Annotated in this window: 16 protein-coding genes and 1 riboswitch; of the genes, 5 read left to right on the forward strand and 11 right to left on the reverse strand. The window is 34.7% G+C overall.

Annotation, left to right across the window (positions count from 1 at the left end; all coding sequences use genetic code 11):
- Positions 1–29: 29 nt before the first annotated feature.
- From metF to L950_RS18910, 4 genes are all read right to left on the reverse strand, one after another.
- Positions 30–1,025: a methylenetetrahydrofolate reductase [NAD(P)H] gene (metF, locus tag L950_RS18900; protein ID WP_021189405.1), complete on the reverse strand. Its 996-nt coding sequence runs from the start codon at positions 1,023–1,025 to the stop codon at positions 30–32.
- Between the two features lie 60 nt (positions 1,026–1,085).
- Positions 1,086–1,191, reverse strand: a riboswitch (SAM riboswitch).
- Between the two features lie 213 nt (positions 1,192–1,404).
- The gene (gene rimM / locus L950_RS36765) at positions 1,405–1,743 is read right to left on the reverse strand and encodes a ribosome maturation factor RimM (RefSeq protein WP_316930701.1); all 339 of its coding nucleotides are present in this window, start codon (positions 1,741–1,743) and stop codon (positions 1,405–1,407) included.
- Entirely contained in the window at positions 1,703–1,882 is a 180-nt protein-coding gene (locus tag L950_RS36770) for a hypothetical protein (protein ID WP_316930702.1), read from the reverse strand. The genes rimM and L950_RS36770 overlap by 41 nt, the downstream gene beginning before the upstream one ends.
- A 132-nt stretch (positions 1,883–2,014) precedes the next feature.
- Positions 2,015–2,536: a 30S ribosomal protein S16 gene (locus L950_RS18910; protein WP_021189406.1), complete on the reverse strand. Its 522-nt coding sequence runs from the start codon at positions 2,534–2,536 to the stop codon at positions 2,015–2,017.
- Positions 2,537–2,830: 294 nt separating this feature from the next.
- On the opposite strand from L950_RS18910, the gene L950_RS35765 reads away from it, so the two are divergent.
- The 3 genes from L950_RS35765 to L950_RS18925 are packed head-to-tail and all read left to right on the forward strand — an operon-like array spanning position 2,831 to position 9,144.
- Complete coding sequence (locus L950_RS35765) at positions 2,831–3,574, forward strand: UvrD-helicase domain-containing protein (RefSeq protein ID WP_031287927.1); 744 nt, start codon at positions 2,831–2,833, stop codon at positions 3,572–3,574.
- A gap of 53 nt (positions 3,575–3,627) precedes the next feature.
- Complete coding sequence (locus L950_RS35770; RefSeq protein ID WP_031287929.1) at positions 3,628–6,255, forward strand: UvrD-helicase domain-containing protein; 2,628 nt, start codon at positions 3,628–3,630, stop codon at positions 6,253–6,255.
- Positions 6,256–6,258: 3 nt separating this feature from the next.
- Positions 6,259–9,144 (forward strand): PD-(D/E)XK nuclease family protein, encoded by a 2,886-nt coding sequence (locus tag L950_RS18925; protein ID WP_021189408.1) that lies wholly within the window; start codon positions 6,259–6,261, stop codon positions 9,142–9,144.
- A 68-nt stretch (positions 9,145–9,212) separates the two neighbouring features.
- Here the strand turns inward: L950_RS18925 and L950_RS35775 are convergent, their stop codons facing one another.
- The 4 genes from L950_RS35775 to L950_RS18940 all read right to left on the reverse strand — a co-directional run bounded on the left by L950_RS35775 (position 9,213) and on the right by L950_RS18940 (position 12,097).
- Entirely contained in the window at positions 9,213–9,641 is a 429-nt protein-coding gene (locus L950_RS35775; protein WP_262507138.1) for a cupin-like domain-containing protein, read from the reverse strand.
- On the reverse strand, positions 9,533–10,078 hold the full coding sequence (locus L950_RS35780; protein WP_262507139.1) for a cupin-like domain-containing protein: 546 nt from the start codon (positions 10,076–10,078) through the stop codon (positions 9,533–9,535). Before L950_RS35780 ends, L950_RS35775 begins: the two co-directional genes overlap by 109 nt.
- Positions 10,079–10,360: 282 nt before the next feature.
- Positions 10,361–11,131, reverse strand: a complete 771-nt coding sequence (locus tag L950_RS18935) for a uroporphyrinogen-III synthase (protein WP_021189409.1) — start codon at positions 11,129–11,131, stop codon at positions 10,361–10,363.
- 12 nt (positions 11,132–11,143) lie between these two features.
- Positions 11,144–12,097: a DUF4271 domain-containing protein gene (locus L950_RS18940; protein WP_165902368.1), complete on the reverse strand. Its 954-nt coding sequence runs from the start codon at positions 12,095–12,097 to the stop codon at positions 11,144–11,146.
- Positions 12,098–12,207: 110 nt separating this feature from the next.
- Between L950_RS18940 and L950_RS18945 the strand changes: the two genes are divergently transcribed.
- Complete coding sequence (locus tag L950_RS18945; protein WP_031287934.1) at positions 12,208–12,768, forward strand: DNA-3-methyladenine glycosylase I; 561 nt, start codon at positions 12,208–12,210, stop codon at positions 12,766–12,768.
- Here the strand turns inward: L950_RS18945 and hpt are convergent.
- Entirely contained in the window at positions 12,765–13,304 is a 540-nt protein-coding gene (gene hpt, locus L950_RS18950) for a hypoxanthine phosphoribosyltransferase (protein ID WP_021189412.1), read from the reverse strand. The two genes, L950_RS18945 and hpt, sit on opposite strands and share 4 nt — an antisense overlap.
- The gene (locus L950_RS18955; protein WP_231577443.1) at positions 13,305–15,338 is read right to left on the reverse strand and encodes a transglycosylase domain-containing protein; all 2,034 of its coding nucleotides are present in this window, start codon (positions 15,336–15,338) and stop codon (positions 13,305–13,307) included.
- A 180-nt stretch (positions 15,339–15,518) separates the two neighbouring features.
- Between L950_RS18955 and L950_RS18960 the strand changes: the two genes are divergently transcribed.
- Positions 15,519–16,580: an Mrp/NBP35 family ATP-binding protein gene (locus L950_RS18960; protein ID WP_021189414.1), complete on the forward strand. Its 1,062-nt coding sequence runs from the start codon at positions 15,519–15,521 to the stop codon at positions 16,578–16,580.
- 121 nt (positions 16,581–16,701) lie between these two features.
- On the opposite strand, the gene L950_RS18965 is transcribed toward L950_RS18960, so the two are convergent.
- On the reverse strand, positions 16,702–16,956 hold a 255-nt coding region (locus L950_RS18965), incomplete at its 5' end, for an exodeoxyribonuclease III (protein WP_262507140.1).

The raw sequence follows: 16,956 nt of genomic DNA on the forward strand, positions 1-16,956 counted from the left end.
ACAAAAATCGAAACGCATAAAAAAGCCTGCTATAATGTGATAGCAGCTTTACTAAGATCAATAAGTCTTAGAATAACTTTTTCTACAATACTTTTAGTCGGTCCAGGATTACTCATGGTATAAAAATGTAAAACTGGCGCACCAAAGTCAATTAATTCTTTACATTGTTGTACCAACCACTCTTCTCCGACTTGTCTCACGTCTGCATTATTTTTACATCCGGATACTGCTTCACTCAATTCCTCTGGAATATCCAAATGAAAAATTTTCGGAAGCGTAATCAGTTGTTTTTTTGTAGTCAATGGCTTTAAACCTGGTATAATTGGAATATGAATATCATTTTCCCTGCACTTATTGACAAACTCTTTATATTTTTCAACATTAAAGAACATTTGTGTAACAATAAACTCAGCCCCCATCTCAACCTTCTTTTTTAACCATTTAAAATCGGTATTAAAATTTGGCGCTTCGAAATGTTTTTCAGGATATCCTGCAACGCCAATACAAAAGTTGGTCTTTTCTGAAATCGCAATATCCTCATGTAAGTACTGTCCTTGGTTCATATCGGCAACCTGCTGTAAAAGATCTGTTGCAAATGCATGACCACCTTCTGTTGGTATGAAATCAGGATCGCCTTTTCTTGCATCACCTCTCAACACGAGCACATTGTCAATACCCAAGAAGTTCAAATCTATCAAAGCATTTTCAGTTTCCTCTTTTGTGAAACCACCACAGATAAGATGTGGTACAGCATCCACTTTATACTTATTCATAATAGCGGCACAAATTGCAACAGTCCCTGGACGTTTACGATAAGCCACACGTTCTAATAAACCGCTCTCGTGCTTCTTATACATGTAGTCTTCTCTATGATAAGTCACATCGATAAAGGGAGGCTTGAATTCCATAAGTGCATCCATTGTTTTAAAAATACTTTGGATACCTTGCCCCTTAGCTGGTGGCAACAGTTCAAAAGAAAACAAAGTTTTTCCTTTGGCATTACTGATATGATCAACGATTTTCATTAATATTTTTTAAAGTGATTTTGGTTGGCTTACATCGAAATGCACAAGTGGACTTGTTTCAACTTATCTTTCCCAGCTCTGAGTTGGGGTAGAATGTAGCACCTTATAAAATAACAGGTTGCTAAGGCTTCATTGGGTCTATTCCCTCGGCCTTTCTCTATAAGCATCGGCTAATATCGGCAATAGAAATTTATAATCAAAATAATATTAAGTTCATGCCTAAAAAAATGCCCCAATAAAACGTTTATTAAAATGGATTTCTTTAAATAAAAAAGAGTTACTGCATATAACTACAGTAACTCCTTTTTATTAATCTGTATATCGTGAAGACTTTAAATCTCCTTATATAGCTCAACCAATCCATCTGGTAAATCAACCTCTAAAACTTATCCTCTGAATCAATTCCTAGCATAAGATCGTCATTTAATGGGAACATCAATTCTTTTCCATTAAAGTCTACTGTTGCTATAAATTGCTGAGGCATTTCCTGTACATGTTTAATCTCTCCTAATTCTCCATGAACTTCATCAATCACCAAGTATCCAATTAAATCCGTATATCTAAAATCATCAGGATCACGCTCTGGCATTTTATCATTTGGAAGGTATATTTTCTTACGCACTAAAGGTTGTGCTTTATCAATATGATCGACGTCTTCTAAATTTAAATAGGCTGTACTATTTGATTGGTATTTGATATTGTCGACAAAGTAAGGCACTAATTTTATTCACTTCAGCAAATAAAACATCAAAGTCTAAATCTTGATAATCTTCAAATTCAAAAAAAAGCTGAAGCTCACCTTTTAATCCACGTGTTTTGCTAATATAACCGATGTAAAAACTTTCTTCTATGGTCATGTTCTAATTTGAAAGTGCAAATTTAAAAATATAAATATATAAATACAGTACTTCGTAGGTATAGCAACTACATTCTTAAAAAAAGCCGGATCAAAATTGAACCGGCTTTCTTGATACTGTATGAAAGAAAAATTAACCTTCAGTTTCTTCTGCAGCAGGAGCTTCAGTTTCTTCAGCAGGAGTTTCTTCTACAACTGGCGCATTTTTAGCGGCAATAGCAGCAGCTTTTTCTTCTTTTTTCTTAGCTTCAGCAGCTAATGCAATTTTCTTAGCTTCAGCTTTAGTAGTTGCTAAACCGTCTTTTTTACCAGCAGTTCTTGCATCATTAGCTTCAGTCCAAGCTACAAATTTAGCTTCAGCAGCTGCTTCATCAAATGCACCTTTTTTAACACCGCCTAATAAGTGTTTTTTGTATAAAACACCTTTATCCGAAAGGATAGTACGAGCTGTGTCAGTAGGTTGTGCACCATTATTCATCCAATCCAAAGCTTTGTCAAAATCCAAAACGATAGTCGCTGGATTTGTGTTTGGGTTGTAAGAACCAATACGTTCGATGAATTTACCATCACGTGGAGCACGTGCATCTGCTACTACTAGGTGGTAAAAAGGACGTCCTTTTTTACCATGTCTTTGCAATCTGATTTTAGTTGCCATGTTTTTGTGTTATTTATGTATTCAACATATCCCCCGTGCTACATGCAAGAGGGGACGCAAAGATACAAAGGATTATTGGAAGTTAAAAACTAAAAATAGAAGTCAACTTCCACAGAATAAGAAAGATGACAAATAAGCGTCATTATATACCATTATGGCCAAATTATTTCATGCACACCGTCTTTGTCTTACAACGAAACAAATCATAGATGCCATCTGGATGATACAAATTTATATAGGGAATTAATTTGTAATTTTGCCTTATTTCTAAAGGTTCCGTACGCATTAGCAATTTTGTCTATTCAAATTAATAAGCGTATTTTCATCCTTCCAAATCAAATTGAATTCATGTCATCGATAGCGCCATTAAAAATATTAAAAGCCTCAGCTGGTTCAGGCAAAACATTCAGCTTAACTGTCCATTACCTGACTTTATTACTTTCAAAAGAAAACAGTTATCGTGAAATATTGGCCGTCACTTTTACTAATAAGGCGACCGCTGAGATGAAGGAAAGGATCTTATCTGTTCTAAAAGGATTAGCACAAGGTGACCAAAGCCGAAAAATCGATGATTATAGACGTTTATTGTTGACCCAATTTCCATATTGGAGTACGACTTCAATTCAAGAAAAAGCACATCGTGTTTATCGTAAAATCTTACATGATTATAGCCATTTTACCATCAGTACCATTGATGGTTTTTCGCAAAAAGTGATTCGAAGCTTTACTTACGAACTCAATTTAGATGCTGCTTACAAGATTGAAATGAATACAAGTAAGGTGCGGCAGGACCTTACTGTCATGTTAAATCAACTTCTGGATCAACGCCCTGATTTATTGGAATGGATTATTGAATATGCGGAAAAGAAAATTTTAAATAATGAAAACTGGAACTATCGTCGTGAATTAACCAATCTGGCGAATGAGATATTTTCTGAAAACTTTAAAGAGTTTGACAAACACCTCCTATCGCAAGATTCGGATAAAGTGTTCAATACCTTAAATAAAGAAATTGAAAACTTTACAAAATATTCCTAGAAGCAGTTCATGAGGAAATAAAAAGTTTTGCAAATACTTTTAAGGCATTAAATATGGATTCTGCTGACTTAAAAGGAAAAAGTAGAAATCCGATTTACTCGCTTTCTAATTCAAAGAACAACGTATTCAAACAAAGTACTTCTAAACTACAGGAGATCATTGGTAAATATGTAGAGCTCCTAGATAAGGAAGATGCATTTTTAGATGGCAAAAAAGAAGTTAATTACGGACTACAGCAGGCACTTTTACCTATCTTAAAAAATTTCAAAATATTACAGGATAAATTAAGTACTTATATCACATATGAGGCATTCCAAAAGAATTTCTACTACCTCCGTCTTTTAAAAGAAATGAGTGATTTGTTAGCGCAATGGCGAAAGGAAAATAATGCACAATTAATTTCCGATGCGCAGATCCAATTGAATAAGCTTGGGCTAGATCAACATGGAGATCCTACTTTTATTTGGGAAAAGATTGGGAATCGCTATCAGTATTTCTTGTTCGATGAGTTTCAGGACACTTCCCGCATTCAGTGGAAAAATTACAGTCCTTTATTGATTAATGCCCTTGGGAATGCATCGGGAGAATTATCCGAGCATTTAATCGTTGGTGATGTTAAACAAAGTATCTACCGTTGGAGAAATGGAGATTGGCGAATACTATTGGAACAGGCTGAAAAACAAGTAGCAGATGCCTTTCATATTTCAAACGAGCAGGAATTACAGGAACTTGTTGAGAATGGCTCGCTGGATGTAAACTATAGAAGTCTTCCAAATATTATTCATTTCAATAATTACCTATTTGAGACAGTACCTGATCATATCCAACAGTTACTTAATGAACATATTGCTACTAATCTTACTACGGAAGGACAAACATGGTGGCAGGAAATGGGATATGACCACATGATTAATAAAGCCTACGATGGTGCGTCACAAAAGGTTCCAGAAGCAAAGGTCTTAGATGAATCACAAAAGGGTTCTATTACCATCAAATATTTTGACGTAGAAAATAACGTGAGAAGAAACTCACAAGTTGAAAGTCTTACTGTATCTTCCTTATGTGAACAGATTGAAGAATGGATTACTTCGGGCAGATACCAAGCTAATCAAATCGGAATCCTTGTACGATCGAATAAACAGGCGCGATTGATTATCCACGAATTAATGAATTATAGAAATGAAAAACAGTTACATTTTGAAGTTATCTCTGGAGACGCACTGGCATTAGAGGCTAACGAAGGTATTCAGCTGTTGATCGAAACATTAAAAGCATTTGTTTTTAATACGGATAAGCACATTTTATATAAAGCTAAAATCACACATCTTTATCATATTATTCAAAAAGAGCAAAATTTCAATGCCGAAGTCTGGTTGAAATTTAAGGAAAATGATGTTCTTAATTTAAATGAGGATCTCCCTAAGGATCTGATTGAAAATTGGGAAAATTGGCAAAAATTACCCTTAGTTCACCTCGTTGAAAAATTGATAGAAGTTTATGGTTTAACCTCATTACACAACCCACATTTGCCTTATATTCTTGCATTCAAAGATATGATCGCTAATTTTTCTGCAAATGGGGAACGCGGAATTAACCAGTTCTTAACCTTTTGGGATGAAGATGGGGTGAAGGCGGTACTTCCTTCTTCGGGCAAAGTGGATGCCATTGAGGTAACCACTGTACATAAATCTAAAGGTTTAGCTTACGATGTCGTTATGATTCCTTTCTGCAGTTGGACACTAGATGGTATGACCAACGGAAACTTCTGGATAGATACGGAAGGTACAGCTCTTGAAATTATTGGAAAGGCGCCCATAAAATATACCTCTTCTTTAGGGCAATCAACACTCTATCAAAAATATTATGAAGAGATGGTTTTCAATTATATGGATGCCCTTAATACATTTTATGTGGCGACAACCCGAGCAATAGAACATCTTTATATATCGGCTCCTGCTTTTAAGCAAATCGTTGACAAAAAAACGGGAGAGATAATGGGAATGGATGTAAAAAATGATTTAATCAGTGATATTATTTATCAAGTGCTTGACAGCAATAATGGAGCCTTTACACTTACCGACAACGAATTGCACATCGACCATGTTATTCGTAGAGAAAAAAGCACTAAGATTGAAGTTGGCAAAATTGCCTTACAGCAATACCCGATTTCAAAAGAATTGGATAAAGCCTTTGATAAATCATCACAACGCACTATCACCAGTATCCTGCTATTGGATAAAGCGTCCCAATATGGTGTAATGGCTCACGAAATTATGTCCATCATAACTTCTGAAGACGAAATTGATGGTATTATAAATCAATATATTTCTGAAGGAATATTCACACCTTCAGAAAAGTCAGCGATTTTACATGAAGTCAACCAAATTTGGCAACACCAACAGATCAATAAATGGTTAACTGGGAATTTCAAAATTTGGAATGAATCGGCTATTATTACTGCTAAAGGAGAAACATTACGTCCTGATAAAGTTTTCACAAGTGAAGAAGAGACAATCGTATTAGACTTTAAATTTACACAGAGCGAAGCGCTGTCACATCAGAAGCAAGTCAAACAATATGTCAAAACTTTGGAAGAATTGGGGTATAAAAATGTGAAAGGATTTTTATTTTACGCCAAGTCAAATGATTTAGTAGAGGTTATCATACAAGCAAAAAACTAAGAAATGAATCCATTTTTAAAAGACGTCGCTATCGATTTGAAAAATCGTTTTGGAGAAGATCTACACGAAACTGCTATAATATTCAATAATAAGAGACCGATTACGTACCTCAAACAACATCTAGCTGAGGTATATGGTCAAGCAATTTGGTCACCACAATTTTTTACCATTCAAGAATTTTTTCGTCTGTCCACTAACTTGTCTGAGGCTACACCTATTGCACAATTTTTTATTCTCTATCATTTACACAATGAACTCCTCGCCAAGGAAGGTCATGAAGCGGAGACCTTAGAAGAGTTTTACCCAATAGCAGAAACCATATTGAGTGATTTTTCACAGCTGGATTATGATCTTGTTGACATAGACGAAATCTTTATGGAATTGTTTGACAATACCCAAATTGATTTACAGTTTCAACATTTCACTGCAGAACAGCAGGATTTTATCCGTCAATTTTGGCAATCATTTTCCATAGCAGGTCATACTGCTGTACAAGAACGATTTTTAAAGTTATGGCGACGTCTTCCGGTGCTATATCGGTCGTTTAAAGAAGAATTAAAAGTTAAAAAAATGACAAATATGCCGACCATCTACCGTGATATTGTGGATGGAGAAGCAAAAAACCAAACATTCCACCAACAGTATAAACAAATCATTTTTGTCGGCTTCAATGCTTTGAGCAAAGCAGAAGCTACTTTATTCAAAAAGTGGCAAGATGCAGGTTTGGCATTATTCTATTTTGATGCAGATGCTTACTATTTAGATGACAAACAACAAGAGGCAGGATTATTTATTCGTCGTAACATATTTGAAAGCGGATTGAAAAATGCATTAGGTGAAAGTTCAAATGTTATTGGCAATCGCTATTCAGATGTAAACCTTTATTCCGCAACCGGAAATGTATCGCAAACCAAATTATTGCATGATATTTTAGTAAATAATGAAAAGGAAGGCAAATCTTCTGCTATCTTATTGGCAGATGAATCTTTACTAGTATCGCTATTACAAAGTCTTCCAGATGTGAAACCTAATATTACCACCGGTTTTCCTTTGACTCAATCTCCCATCTACGGCATTATAGAATTGTGGATGGAGGTACAACACCTCATCACACATCAGAAAAAAAATAAAATTCCATACACACTGATTGAGACATTTATCAATCACCCATTGACCAATGTGTCTAAAGAGGAAAAGTTGGACATTCAAAAGCTTATATCAGATAAACAGCTTTTCGAAGTAGAAATCAAAGAGCTTTCCTTCAAAAGTTCAAGTTTAGCACACTTCTTCCACCCCATTGTAAGGATAGAGGAAGCAATTGCTATATTGATTCATATCATTGATAATCTACTACAAAATCTAGCGCAGGAAGATCGAATAAAACAGATTGACAGCAACTTATTGATTGAAGTAAGAAAGACATTAAACCAGCTTAATTTAGGCCTAGAATCGCTTCAACCGCTAAGCCTACCATTTCAATTTGGACTAATCAGTAAAGCAATTGCAAATATCAATTCGGCAATCGAGGGTAATCCACTTGAAGGACTGCAGATCATGGGCCTTTTAGAAAGTCGTTGTCTCAATTTTGACCACGTTTATGTTTTAGGTGCAAATGAGGGTATATTGCCTAAAACATCTAGCTCTCCAACATTCATCCCCAATTCACTAAGACAGGCTTATGGATTACCGATTCTAGAGAACCAGGACGCGCTTTCCGCATATTTGTTCTATCGTCATTTTCAATACAGTACCGAGATCCACCTGCTCTATAATGGTATTGTTAGCGACAGTTCATCTGGAGAGGAAAGCCGCTTTATCAAACAGCTGGAGTTTGAAAGCAAGTTCAATTTTTTAAAACATAATCAACAGCAAAATATTACCTTTTTACCTGATCAAGATGAAGTTATCATTGACAAAAAAGGAAAAGTTTGGGATAAATTGCGCTCGGATTTCATTACTAATAAGAAAAAAATTTCTGCAACCGCGCTCACGACTTATTTACAATCTCCCCTGCAATTTTTCTTGAAATATGTAGCTGAGATCAAAGAACCTCCCAGTATCTCGCAAGAATTTGAAATGAACAATTTGGGTACTGTTATTCACAACGTGATGGAAAAAGTCTATCTCCCATTCAAAGGTGCAGCACAATTTGTACCTATAGGAAAATTAGAGCAATCATTACAGACAGTAGATGCTTTAATTATTGCCGAAATAATTGAATTATATCAATTGGAAGGCACGGGACTAAATTCGCTAAATAGTCTTCAGCGGATCATGCATAAGATTTCTTCTGAATATGTCAGATTACTGGTTCAACATGACATCGATCACTTTATTGGCATCAAAATCATTGAATTGGAAAATGATGAAGACTATATCATGGATTTTCCTATCGAGGTTGAAGGGAAAGAGGAAAATGTACGTATATACGGTATTATTGACCGCGTGGACGAAGTGCTATTAAAAGATAAAACAGTCAAAATACGTATTGTTGATTATAAAACAGGCGCGGACGAAGTCAATTTTAAGTCATTGGATAAAGTGTTTATCAAAAACACGGAGAATAAAGCATTGGTGCAAACTTTATTTTATACGTATGTCTATGAGCAGGTAACAGGACGTATCGGAATAGAACCTAATCTGTATGTTGCTCGAAAAATGAGGGAAGAAGGAACTTTATTTTACGCCAAATCAGAAGTGTTAGAAACAGTATATCTTGCAGAAGTGAAAAAAGAATTTATTTCCTTTCTAAAAGCTACATTGGAAGAGATCTTCAATCCAGAAATTCCTTTTAGACATGATCCAAAAGCAAAAATATACGATTCGGATCCTTATACTTTATTTTACAAAAACGCAATCGACGAAGAAGACGAAGAAGACGAAGAATAAATGCAATATCATAAAAAGAGCTCCACCCTTTTGTGTCGGATGGAGCTCTTTTTATCAATTAAAATATACTATTTTAATTTTTTAATCGCTTTTTGCGCTCGTTTTATTGCCATTTCTATCTTATAATCCAACCATTTCTTTTTAAAGATCCTACGCATAGCATCATCAAAATAACGGGTGATGAACAAATTGCGTGCACCAATTAATTTTTCAGAGAATGTATTTGCTAAAGCCCGAACTGAGATGGAATAACCTTCCGTATCATATTGGATATAATGCCACCACCCTGCCGGCATATATAACGTATCTCCAGGATTTATAACCGCTTCATAGCCTTTTATAAATTGTAATCCAGGATATTCAGCTTCAGTACTGTATTTAGGATTGGCTATACTATGAAAATTATAGGGTAATTTGTACAATAAATCAGATTGATCATTTGGAAATAACCAGATCCGCTTAGATCCTTGAAACTGGGAAATAAACACATGTGACATATCAATATCAAAGTGATTTCTTGTTGACGACCCTTCTCCACCAAAAATAAGTAAGGTAACCATTGAATCACTTTACCGCCGGTCACATCGTTATAAATAACATCCTTTTTAAGTTCTGGTCTAATCTTCAGCAGATTAAAAAGGAACAACCGTAGCTCGGTAGGTTCTGCACTTATTTTATCTAAGTATTCTGCCAAAGTCATTTTCCCAACAGGAGGACTTGCAGCATGATTTTGAGAATTTTCTTCACGCCCATACACATCTACTTGCTCTTGACCTGCAATTTCCTTGAAATAATCGTAACTCCATTTATCCCAACATGCACTATCCTTACTTATAAAGTCTTTAATAATTACAGGCTGACCTTTTTTTAAGTAATCTTTTACAAATTCTTTTGGAGTTATTCCTGAGATACTATCAACTGGTTTTAATTTCACAAGCTATCTGTTTTTACAACTACTACAAACTTAAAAAAATATTTCTACTTAAACTTATGCCATGATTAAAAACAATCACTCCTGCTAAAGTACTAATTTAGCTCACAAGTTAGTAGAAATATTCTAAATAACTAAATGACACTTGTCATTTAATTTTATATTATCATCTTAATATTACTGAATAAAAACATATAGAGAAGTACAAATAACTTTTCAGTATTCAATCAAACTTCGTCTTAAGCCTTATTTCGATCATCATCTCAAATTGAGATAATGATATTTTTATTTATTTACCATTTTTATATATTCCTCAACCGCCATTGTCATACTAGGTGCCTTAGGTGTTGGTGCAGGAATATCTAAAACTAAGCCATGCTCAAGTAATGCTTGTTGTGTGCTTCCACCAAATGCAGCAATTCTGGTTTGATTTTGTTTAAAATCTGGAAAATTCTCATACAGAGATTGCACACTAGAAGGACTAAAGAATACGATTACATCATAAAAAACATCCTTCAGATCAGATAAATCACTTACCACTGTTTTAAAAAGAACAGCAGGTGTAAATTTATAGCCATTTTCTTTCAACCACTTACTTGTCTCTTCATTTGCGACATCTGAACAAGGAAATAAGAAATTCTCGTCTTTATGCTTCTTAAGAACGTCTTCTAAATCTTTAGCTGTTTGCTTTCCAAAGAAAATTTTACGCTTACGATACTGAATATACTTTTGAAGGTACAAAGCTATCGTTTCAGAAATACAGAAATATTTCAACTCAGAAGACACTTCAAAACGCATTTCTTCACAGACTCTAAAGAAATGATCTACAGCATTTCTGCTTGTAAAAATAACAGCCGTAAAATCAGCAAGATTAACTTTATCTTTTCTTACATCACGTGCTGGAACACCCTCTACGTGGATGAAACCTCTAAAATCAAGTTTTAAATTATACTTCAGTGCTAATGCAGCATATGGTGACTTATCATTTTCAGGCTTTGGCAAGGTTACCAATATACTTTTTACCTTTTTCGCTCTTTCTACGTCGGAAGTTTGCATATTATCATTTAATTAGCTTAGTAGTCGCACCAATATTAAAATAGGTGCTATTTCTAGGCAACAAAGATACAAAATTAAATAAAAAACTGAAAACTGCTGTTGAGAGACAACATTTAGCGCTGTCCGTAAAAAACGATAAGAAAACAGCAGTATACCGATGATTACCGTGAAACTGAAGATATAAGACAGATATTCTAAAGGTACAAGACTTACTACAAGCACTACTGGCAGTAAAAATAACAATGAATTAAAGTAAATTAAATATAAGATTGTAACATATTCTTTCACTAATCGCTGTATTTCAAAAACAAACGCTATAAACCTTATAAATCCTATTTTTAAAGCAAATATTATTGCTATGATCGCTGATATTTTTAAATAATTGGTAAAAGATAAGAAGTCAAATCGTTGTAGGATGTATGCATAAAATATACAGACAAATAAGCTTAGTGCTAAAGAAAACAGTAGGTATAAAAAGATAAACGGCCAAGAGGTTAATATGGTATCTTCTTTACTTACTTGTACAATAATTCGTTCATTAAAATATGCAGATACAATTAATTTTACATCTGAAGAGAAGAAAAACCGAACTATTGCAAATGCTAAAAAAAGAAATAGACTTGTAAATAATACCCACCTTTTCCGTTCATATTTTAATATGCCAACATGTACTTTATCTTTACCTTTTAGATCACTTGTTTTAAAATATTGTGTAACAGCATATGAGTTCAAATTATGAAGAATAATTTCATCGCCAACAATTTCTACGATATGATAGGGCCGTATTAAAGATGGATGGAGCAATTCCTGTCCTTTTGGAACTTGTTTCACAGCCAAAGTATCTGAGATCGCTACAGAATCAATGGAAATCTTGCTTATCGAATCAACAGTCTCCTGTCCTTTTGCATTATGGGCAAAAGATAAAAAAATGAAAAAAATAAACTGAATAATGTAGCTTAACTTCACCTGCATCGCTTTGAAACTCTTTAGAGTTGTAAAGTTATGATAAAAATTGGCTTAGAAAAAAAACATTACAAACGCTTTTCTTAACTTCAACCAAAATTAAAAACGAACAGATGTCAACAACAAGATGTTTATGGTGCGGGAACGACCCGCTGTATATGGAGTATCATGATTTGGAATGGGGTAAACAGGTTAAGGATGACAAAACCCTTTTTGAATTTATGATTTTGGAATCTGCCCAAGCTGGATTAAGCTGGATTACCATATTGAAAAGAAGGCCCCAATACAAGGAGGCATTCGCAGATTTTGATGTACAAGCTGTGGCAAAGTTCACTCCTGAAGATGTAGAGCACATTTTAACAAATACGGGAGTTGTCCGCCATCGTCGGAAAATTGAAACATCAATAACAAACGCCCAAATTTTTATCAAAATTCAAGAGGAGTTTGGTAGCTTCTATGAATATCTCTATCAATTTATGCCCAATCGGGAGCGGATTGAAAACAACATCCTAACACAAAAGGACACCGCAGTTACGTCCTTAGAATCTGATTTAATTTCTAAAGATCTAAAAAAAAGAGGTGTTAAGTTTTTTGGATCTACCATTTGCTATGCCTATATGCAAGCTGTAGGGATGGTCAACGATCACCTTTATTCTTGTACTTTCAGAAACTAAATAACAATATTTTTATAAATATGTGGGATATTTCGTCCCAAACCATTGTAATCCATACCGTAGCCAACAACAAACTCTTTTTCAATCTCAAAGCCTACATACTGAATGTTTTCAAAATCATTTTGTAAACATTCAGGCTTTAACAATAGCGTACATACCACTACACTGGATGGTGACTGCTTTTCGATGGAGGCTATGGTATGCTTTAATGAATTACCTGACTCTACTATATCCTCTACAATAATAACATCCCTTCCTTTAAGATCTATACCCAAACCTATAAGCTCACTCATTTCCCCCTGGTTGGTACCCTGATAAGAAGATAGTTTTACAAAAGACATTTCACAAGGAATTACAACCTGCTTCAAAAGGTCGCTCATAAACATGAAACAGCCATTTAAGACACCAATAAATACTGGATTTTTATCTTCATAACGATGATTAATATCAACGCCAATCAAACGTATCCGTTTTTGAATCTGATTTTCATCAATCATCAATTCAAAGTGCAATTCATCTATCTGTATCTGTTTCATTTATTTTTCTTCTTTATTTCGCCCTAATAATTTATCAAAAAGAGATCGCTTGTGGGCTTCCGTTGTCTCATCTAAGTTTAGAAAATTATCTTCTCCCTCTTCTAGATCCAATGTATCTGTTTGTACTGAATCAACAAATGCAGGTCTTGCCGATCGAAGATGTGGCACCAACTCGACTTGATAAAAACCATAATTAGACACCGTAGAGTCTACTCCAATCTGCTTTGTCTTAACCATGATGTTGCCATAGGTATTAAAATAGCGGATCATATTTGACTTCAGATGGCCTGTCCAGTCAAAAGAATATAAACCCGTCTTAGGTCGAGGTACAATACTAGACAAAAAGATACTTTCACCTAAATTTAAATCTGCAGGTTTTTTACCAAAGTAATAACGAGATGCTTCTGTAATACCATAAACATTATTCCCCCACTCTATGACATTCAAATACACTTCATAAAGTCGTTTCTTACTGACTTGTTTAGAAGACTCCATCAACCAGACTAAAATAATCTCTTCTACCTTTCTTACTACCGTTTTATTACGGTTCAAAAACACGTTTTTTACAAGTTGCATCGAAATTGTGCTTGCTCCACGTTTAAATTTTTTCTCCTTTAAATTTGTAGCAATTGATAAACGAAAAGCCTCTTCTTGAAAACCGTTATGAGAAAAAAAGAATGGATCTTCCGTATTGATTAAGGATATCTGCATATACCTTGAAATCTGATCTAAAGGTGTAAAATCTTTATTCTGAGGGCCAAGTACTATCGTTCTCATGGGTTCTCCTTTCTCATAGGCAATGTAGGTAAATGCTGTATTTAATTCTTGAATATTAGCATTACCCCATTTTTCTATTTTTAAATCTTTATCATCCATTTTAGATGTAAAGATCACTTCATTCGGTTTCTTAAAGTTCAATGCAAAATTTAAATCATATTGCATATTTCCGGAAACACGTATACCTTCTAAAGAATGAAATAACCCTTGAGGTATAGCATCAAAAAACTTTTGAGCCTCAATTCGATCGGTATGAATGGCTAGTTCTAATTGTTTATCAGGCTTATGTACATATTTTACATAAGGACTAAATTCAAACTCTTTAACCTTAACCTTACTTTCCTTATCAATTTCAACAGATGTTTTTCCAATATTAAGAATACCACGCATTAAACCTTCAGGAAAAAGAACATCTTTATCTGAAATACGCCAATGATTCAATTTCAAATTCTCAAACCCCCATTCACCAGATAGCGACAATAACTCTTTATTTTTACGATCGACCTTATTTAAACGAAATGTCAACGCATCAAAACTTGCTCTTAAACCAAATTTTCGTCGTAACAATGGTAACTCTACATCTTTTGCATCAGAAAACAACCGGAGATACATTTCCTTCCCATCAGGATTGACTGTGCCCTCTAGATTCCAGACAGCTTCATGATCATTCAACAAGAATTTTGTTTTAAGATCTCCACCTGAGATTTCTGCCTCAGGAATTGAGATACGCTGTGAAGTGCTATCATCCTGATAGGATATTTCGAAATTCTGTAAATCCATATCCTTTGGAATTTTAAAGAATACGCTCTTTAGCATACGATCGGCCAGTTCTGCAAAATTAGTTTCAGCTTTATCATTAGCTGTGCTATCTCTATTTTTTTTCTTGAATAGGAAATCGTAATTACTTGTCGAATCTTTCTTAATCAAAGTGACCGCACTATTGTTCATTAAGATCTGACCTAATTTGACATCACCGAACAGTAATGGAAATATTCGAATAGATACAGTCAGATCCTGAATATGGGCCAATTGCTCTTTACCTTTAGGTTGCAAAATAATATTCTGAAACTGAACAGCTGATAGGCCTTTAAAAGAATAATATTGGATTTTAAGGTCCAAGTCATACTTGGTCGCAAGTTTTTCTTTTGCCTTGTTGATTGCAGACAACAAGATACCGTCTCTTTTTTGATATGCGAATACACCTCCTGCTACTATAAATATAGAAATAACTCCTAATACAATGTACAAGATTCGCATTTTCTTGGAGCGAAGAAGGGTCTTAAGATTATTGGACATATTATAACAACGTATCACACTCGATTTTGAATACTCAAATGTAAAAATTAAATCTTAATATCATTAAAAACATCTTTATGACAAGTTTTAATTTATCATTCAGTAAATTTGTAGTTTAATATACATGCATCCATATATCAGATGATAACCAAAGAACAAGTACTAGAAGCATTATCATATGTCGAAGAGCCAGATTTGAAAAAAGATTTGGTTACGCTCAATATGATTCAGAATATTGTGATTGAAGATCAAAAAGTATCTTTCGAAGTTGTTTTAACAACTCCAGCATGCCCACTTAAGGATCATATAGAACATGCTTGTCGCAATGCTATTGCGCATTTTATTGACAAGAATATTGCAGTAGATGTTCACATGACCTCACGTGTATTAGGTAAAGAAGGAAATCAACTTTTAGGAATTAAAAACATCATCCTTGTTTCTTCGGGAAAAGGTGGTGTGGGTAAATCGACTGTTGCTGCAAACCTAGCCTTATCATTACATGCTAAAGGTGCAAAAACAGGACTTTTAGATGCCGATATCTATGGCCCTTCCCTTCCAATTATGTTTGGCTTAGAAGGTGAAAAACCTCAATCTGTACAACATGAAGATGGCACTGTTAAAATACAGCCTATAGAAAAGTTTGGTATCAAATTGTTATCGATCGGATTTTTCACCGATCCAAATCAGCCTATTCCATGGAGAGGTCCAATGGCAACATCGGCTATCAAACAATTATTGAATGACACTGATTGGGGTGATTTAGATTATTTAGTGATCGATATGCCACCAGGAACCGGAGATATCCATATCACTGTTGCCCAAAACTATCCTATTGCAGGTGCAGTCATTGTAACGACACCACAGCATGTAGCACTAGCTGATGCTATTAAAGGTATGGGAATGTTTCTAATGGACTCTATCAATATCCCATTGCTGGGTATCGTGGAGAACATGGCGTACTTCACACCAGCAGAATTACCTGAAAACAAATATTACATATTTGGTAAAGGTGGAGGAACAAGGCTAGCAGAAGAATACAAAATACCTTTCTTAGGGGAGATTCCTTTATTAAAGGGGATTTCTGATGCCGGAGATAACGGTTTTCCAATCGCTATTGATGAAGAAGATCCAACAACCAAAGCATTTATAGCAATCGCTGAAAAAGTAGCACAACAGTTGTCTATTATACAAGCTGTTAGATAGCAACGTATATTGTATAAAAAGGAAAGGCCCTAATAAAAAATTAGGGCCTTTTCTTTTGTGTTGTAAATGACGATAAACTTATTCCATCATTAAATATGGAAGCTACTGCTTCGACATAGTATTATTTTAAGTTAAGGACAACTGGACAGTGATCAGAATGTACCGCCTGATTTAATATTGTAGCCGATTCGATTCGATCTGCTAAAGCATTTGATACCATATTGTAGTCAATACGCCAACCTAAATTTCTAGCACGTGCTCCTGCGCGATAACTCCACCAACTGTAGTGATGCGGATCTGGATTTAAGTGACGGAAAGAGTCAATATACCCTGAGTTTATAAAATTTTCCATCCATTCCCTTTCCTCTGGTAAAAA

The sequence above is a fragment of the Sphingobacterium sp. IITKGP-BTPF85 genome (assembly GCF_001006065.1).
Classification (GTDB): Bacteria; Bacteroidota; Bacteroidia; order Sphingobacteriales; family Sphingobacteriaceae; genus Sphingobacterium; species Sphingobacterium anhuiense.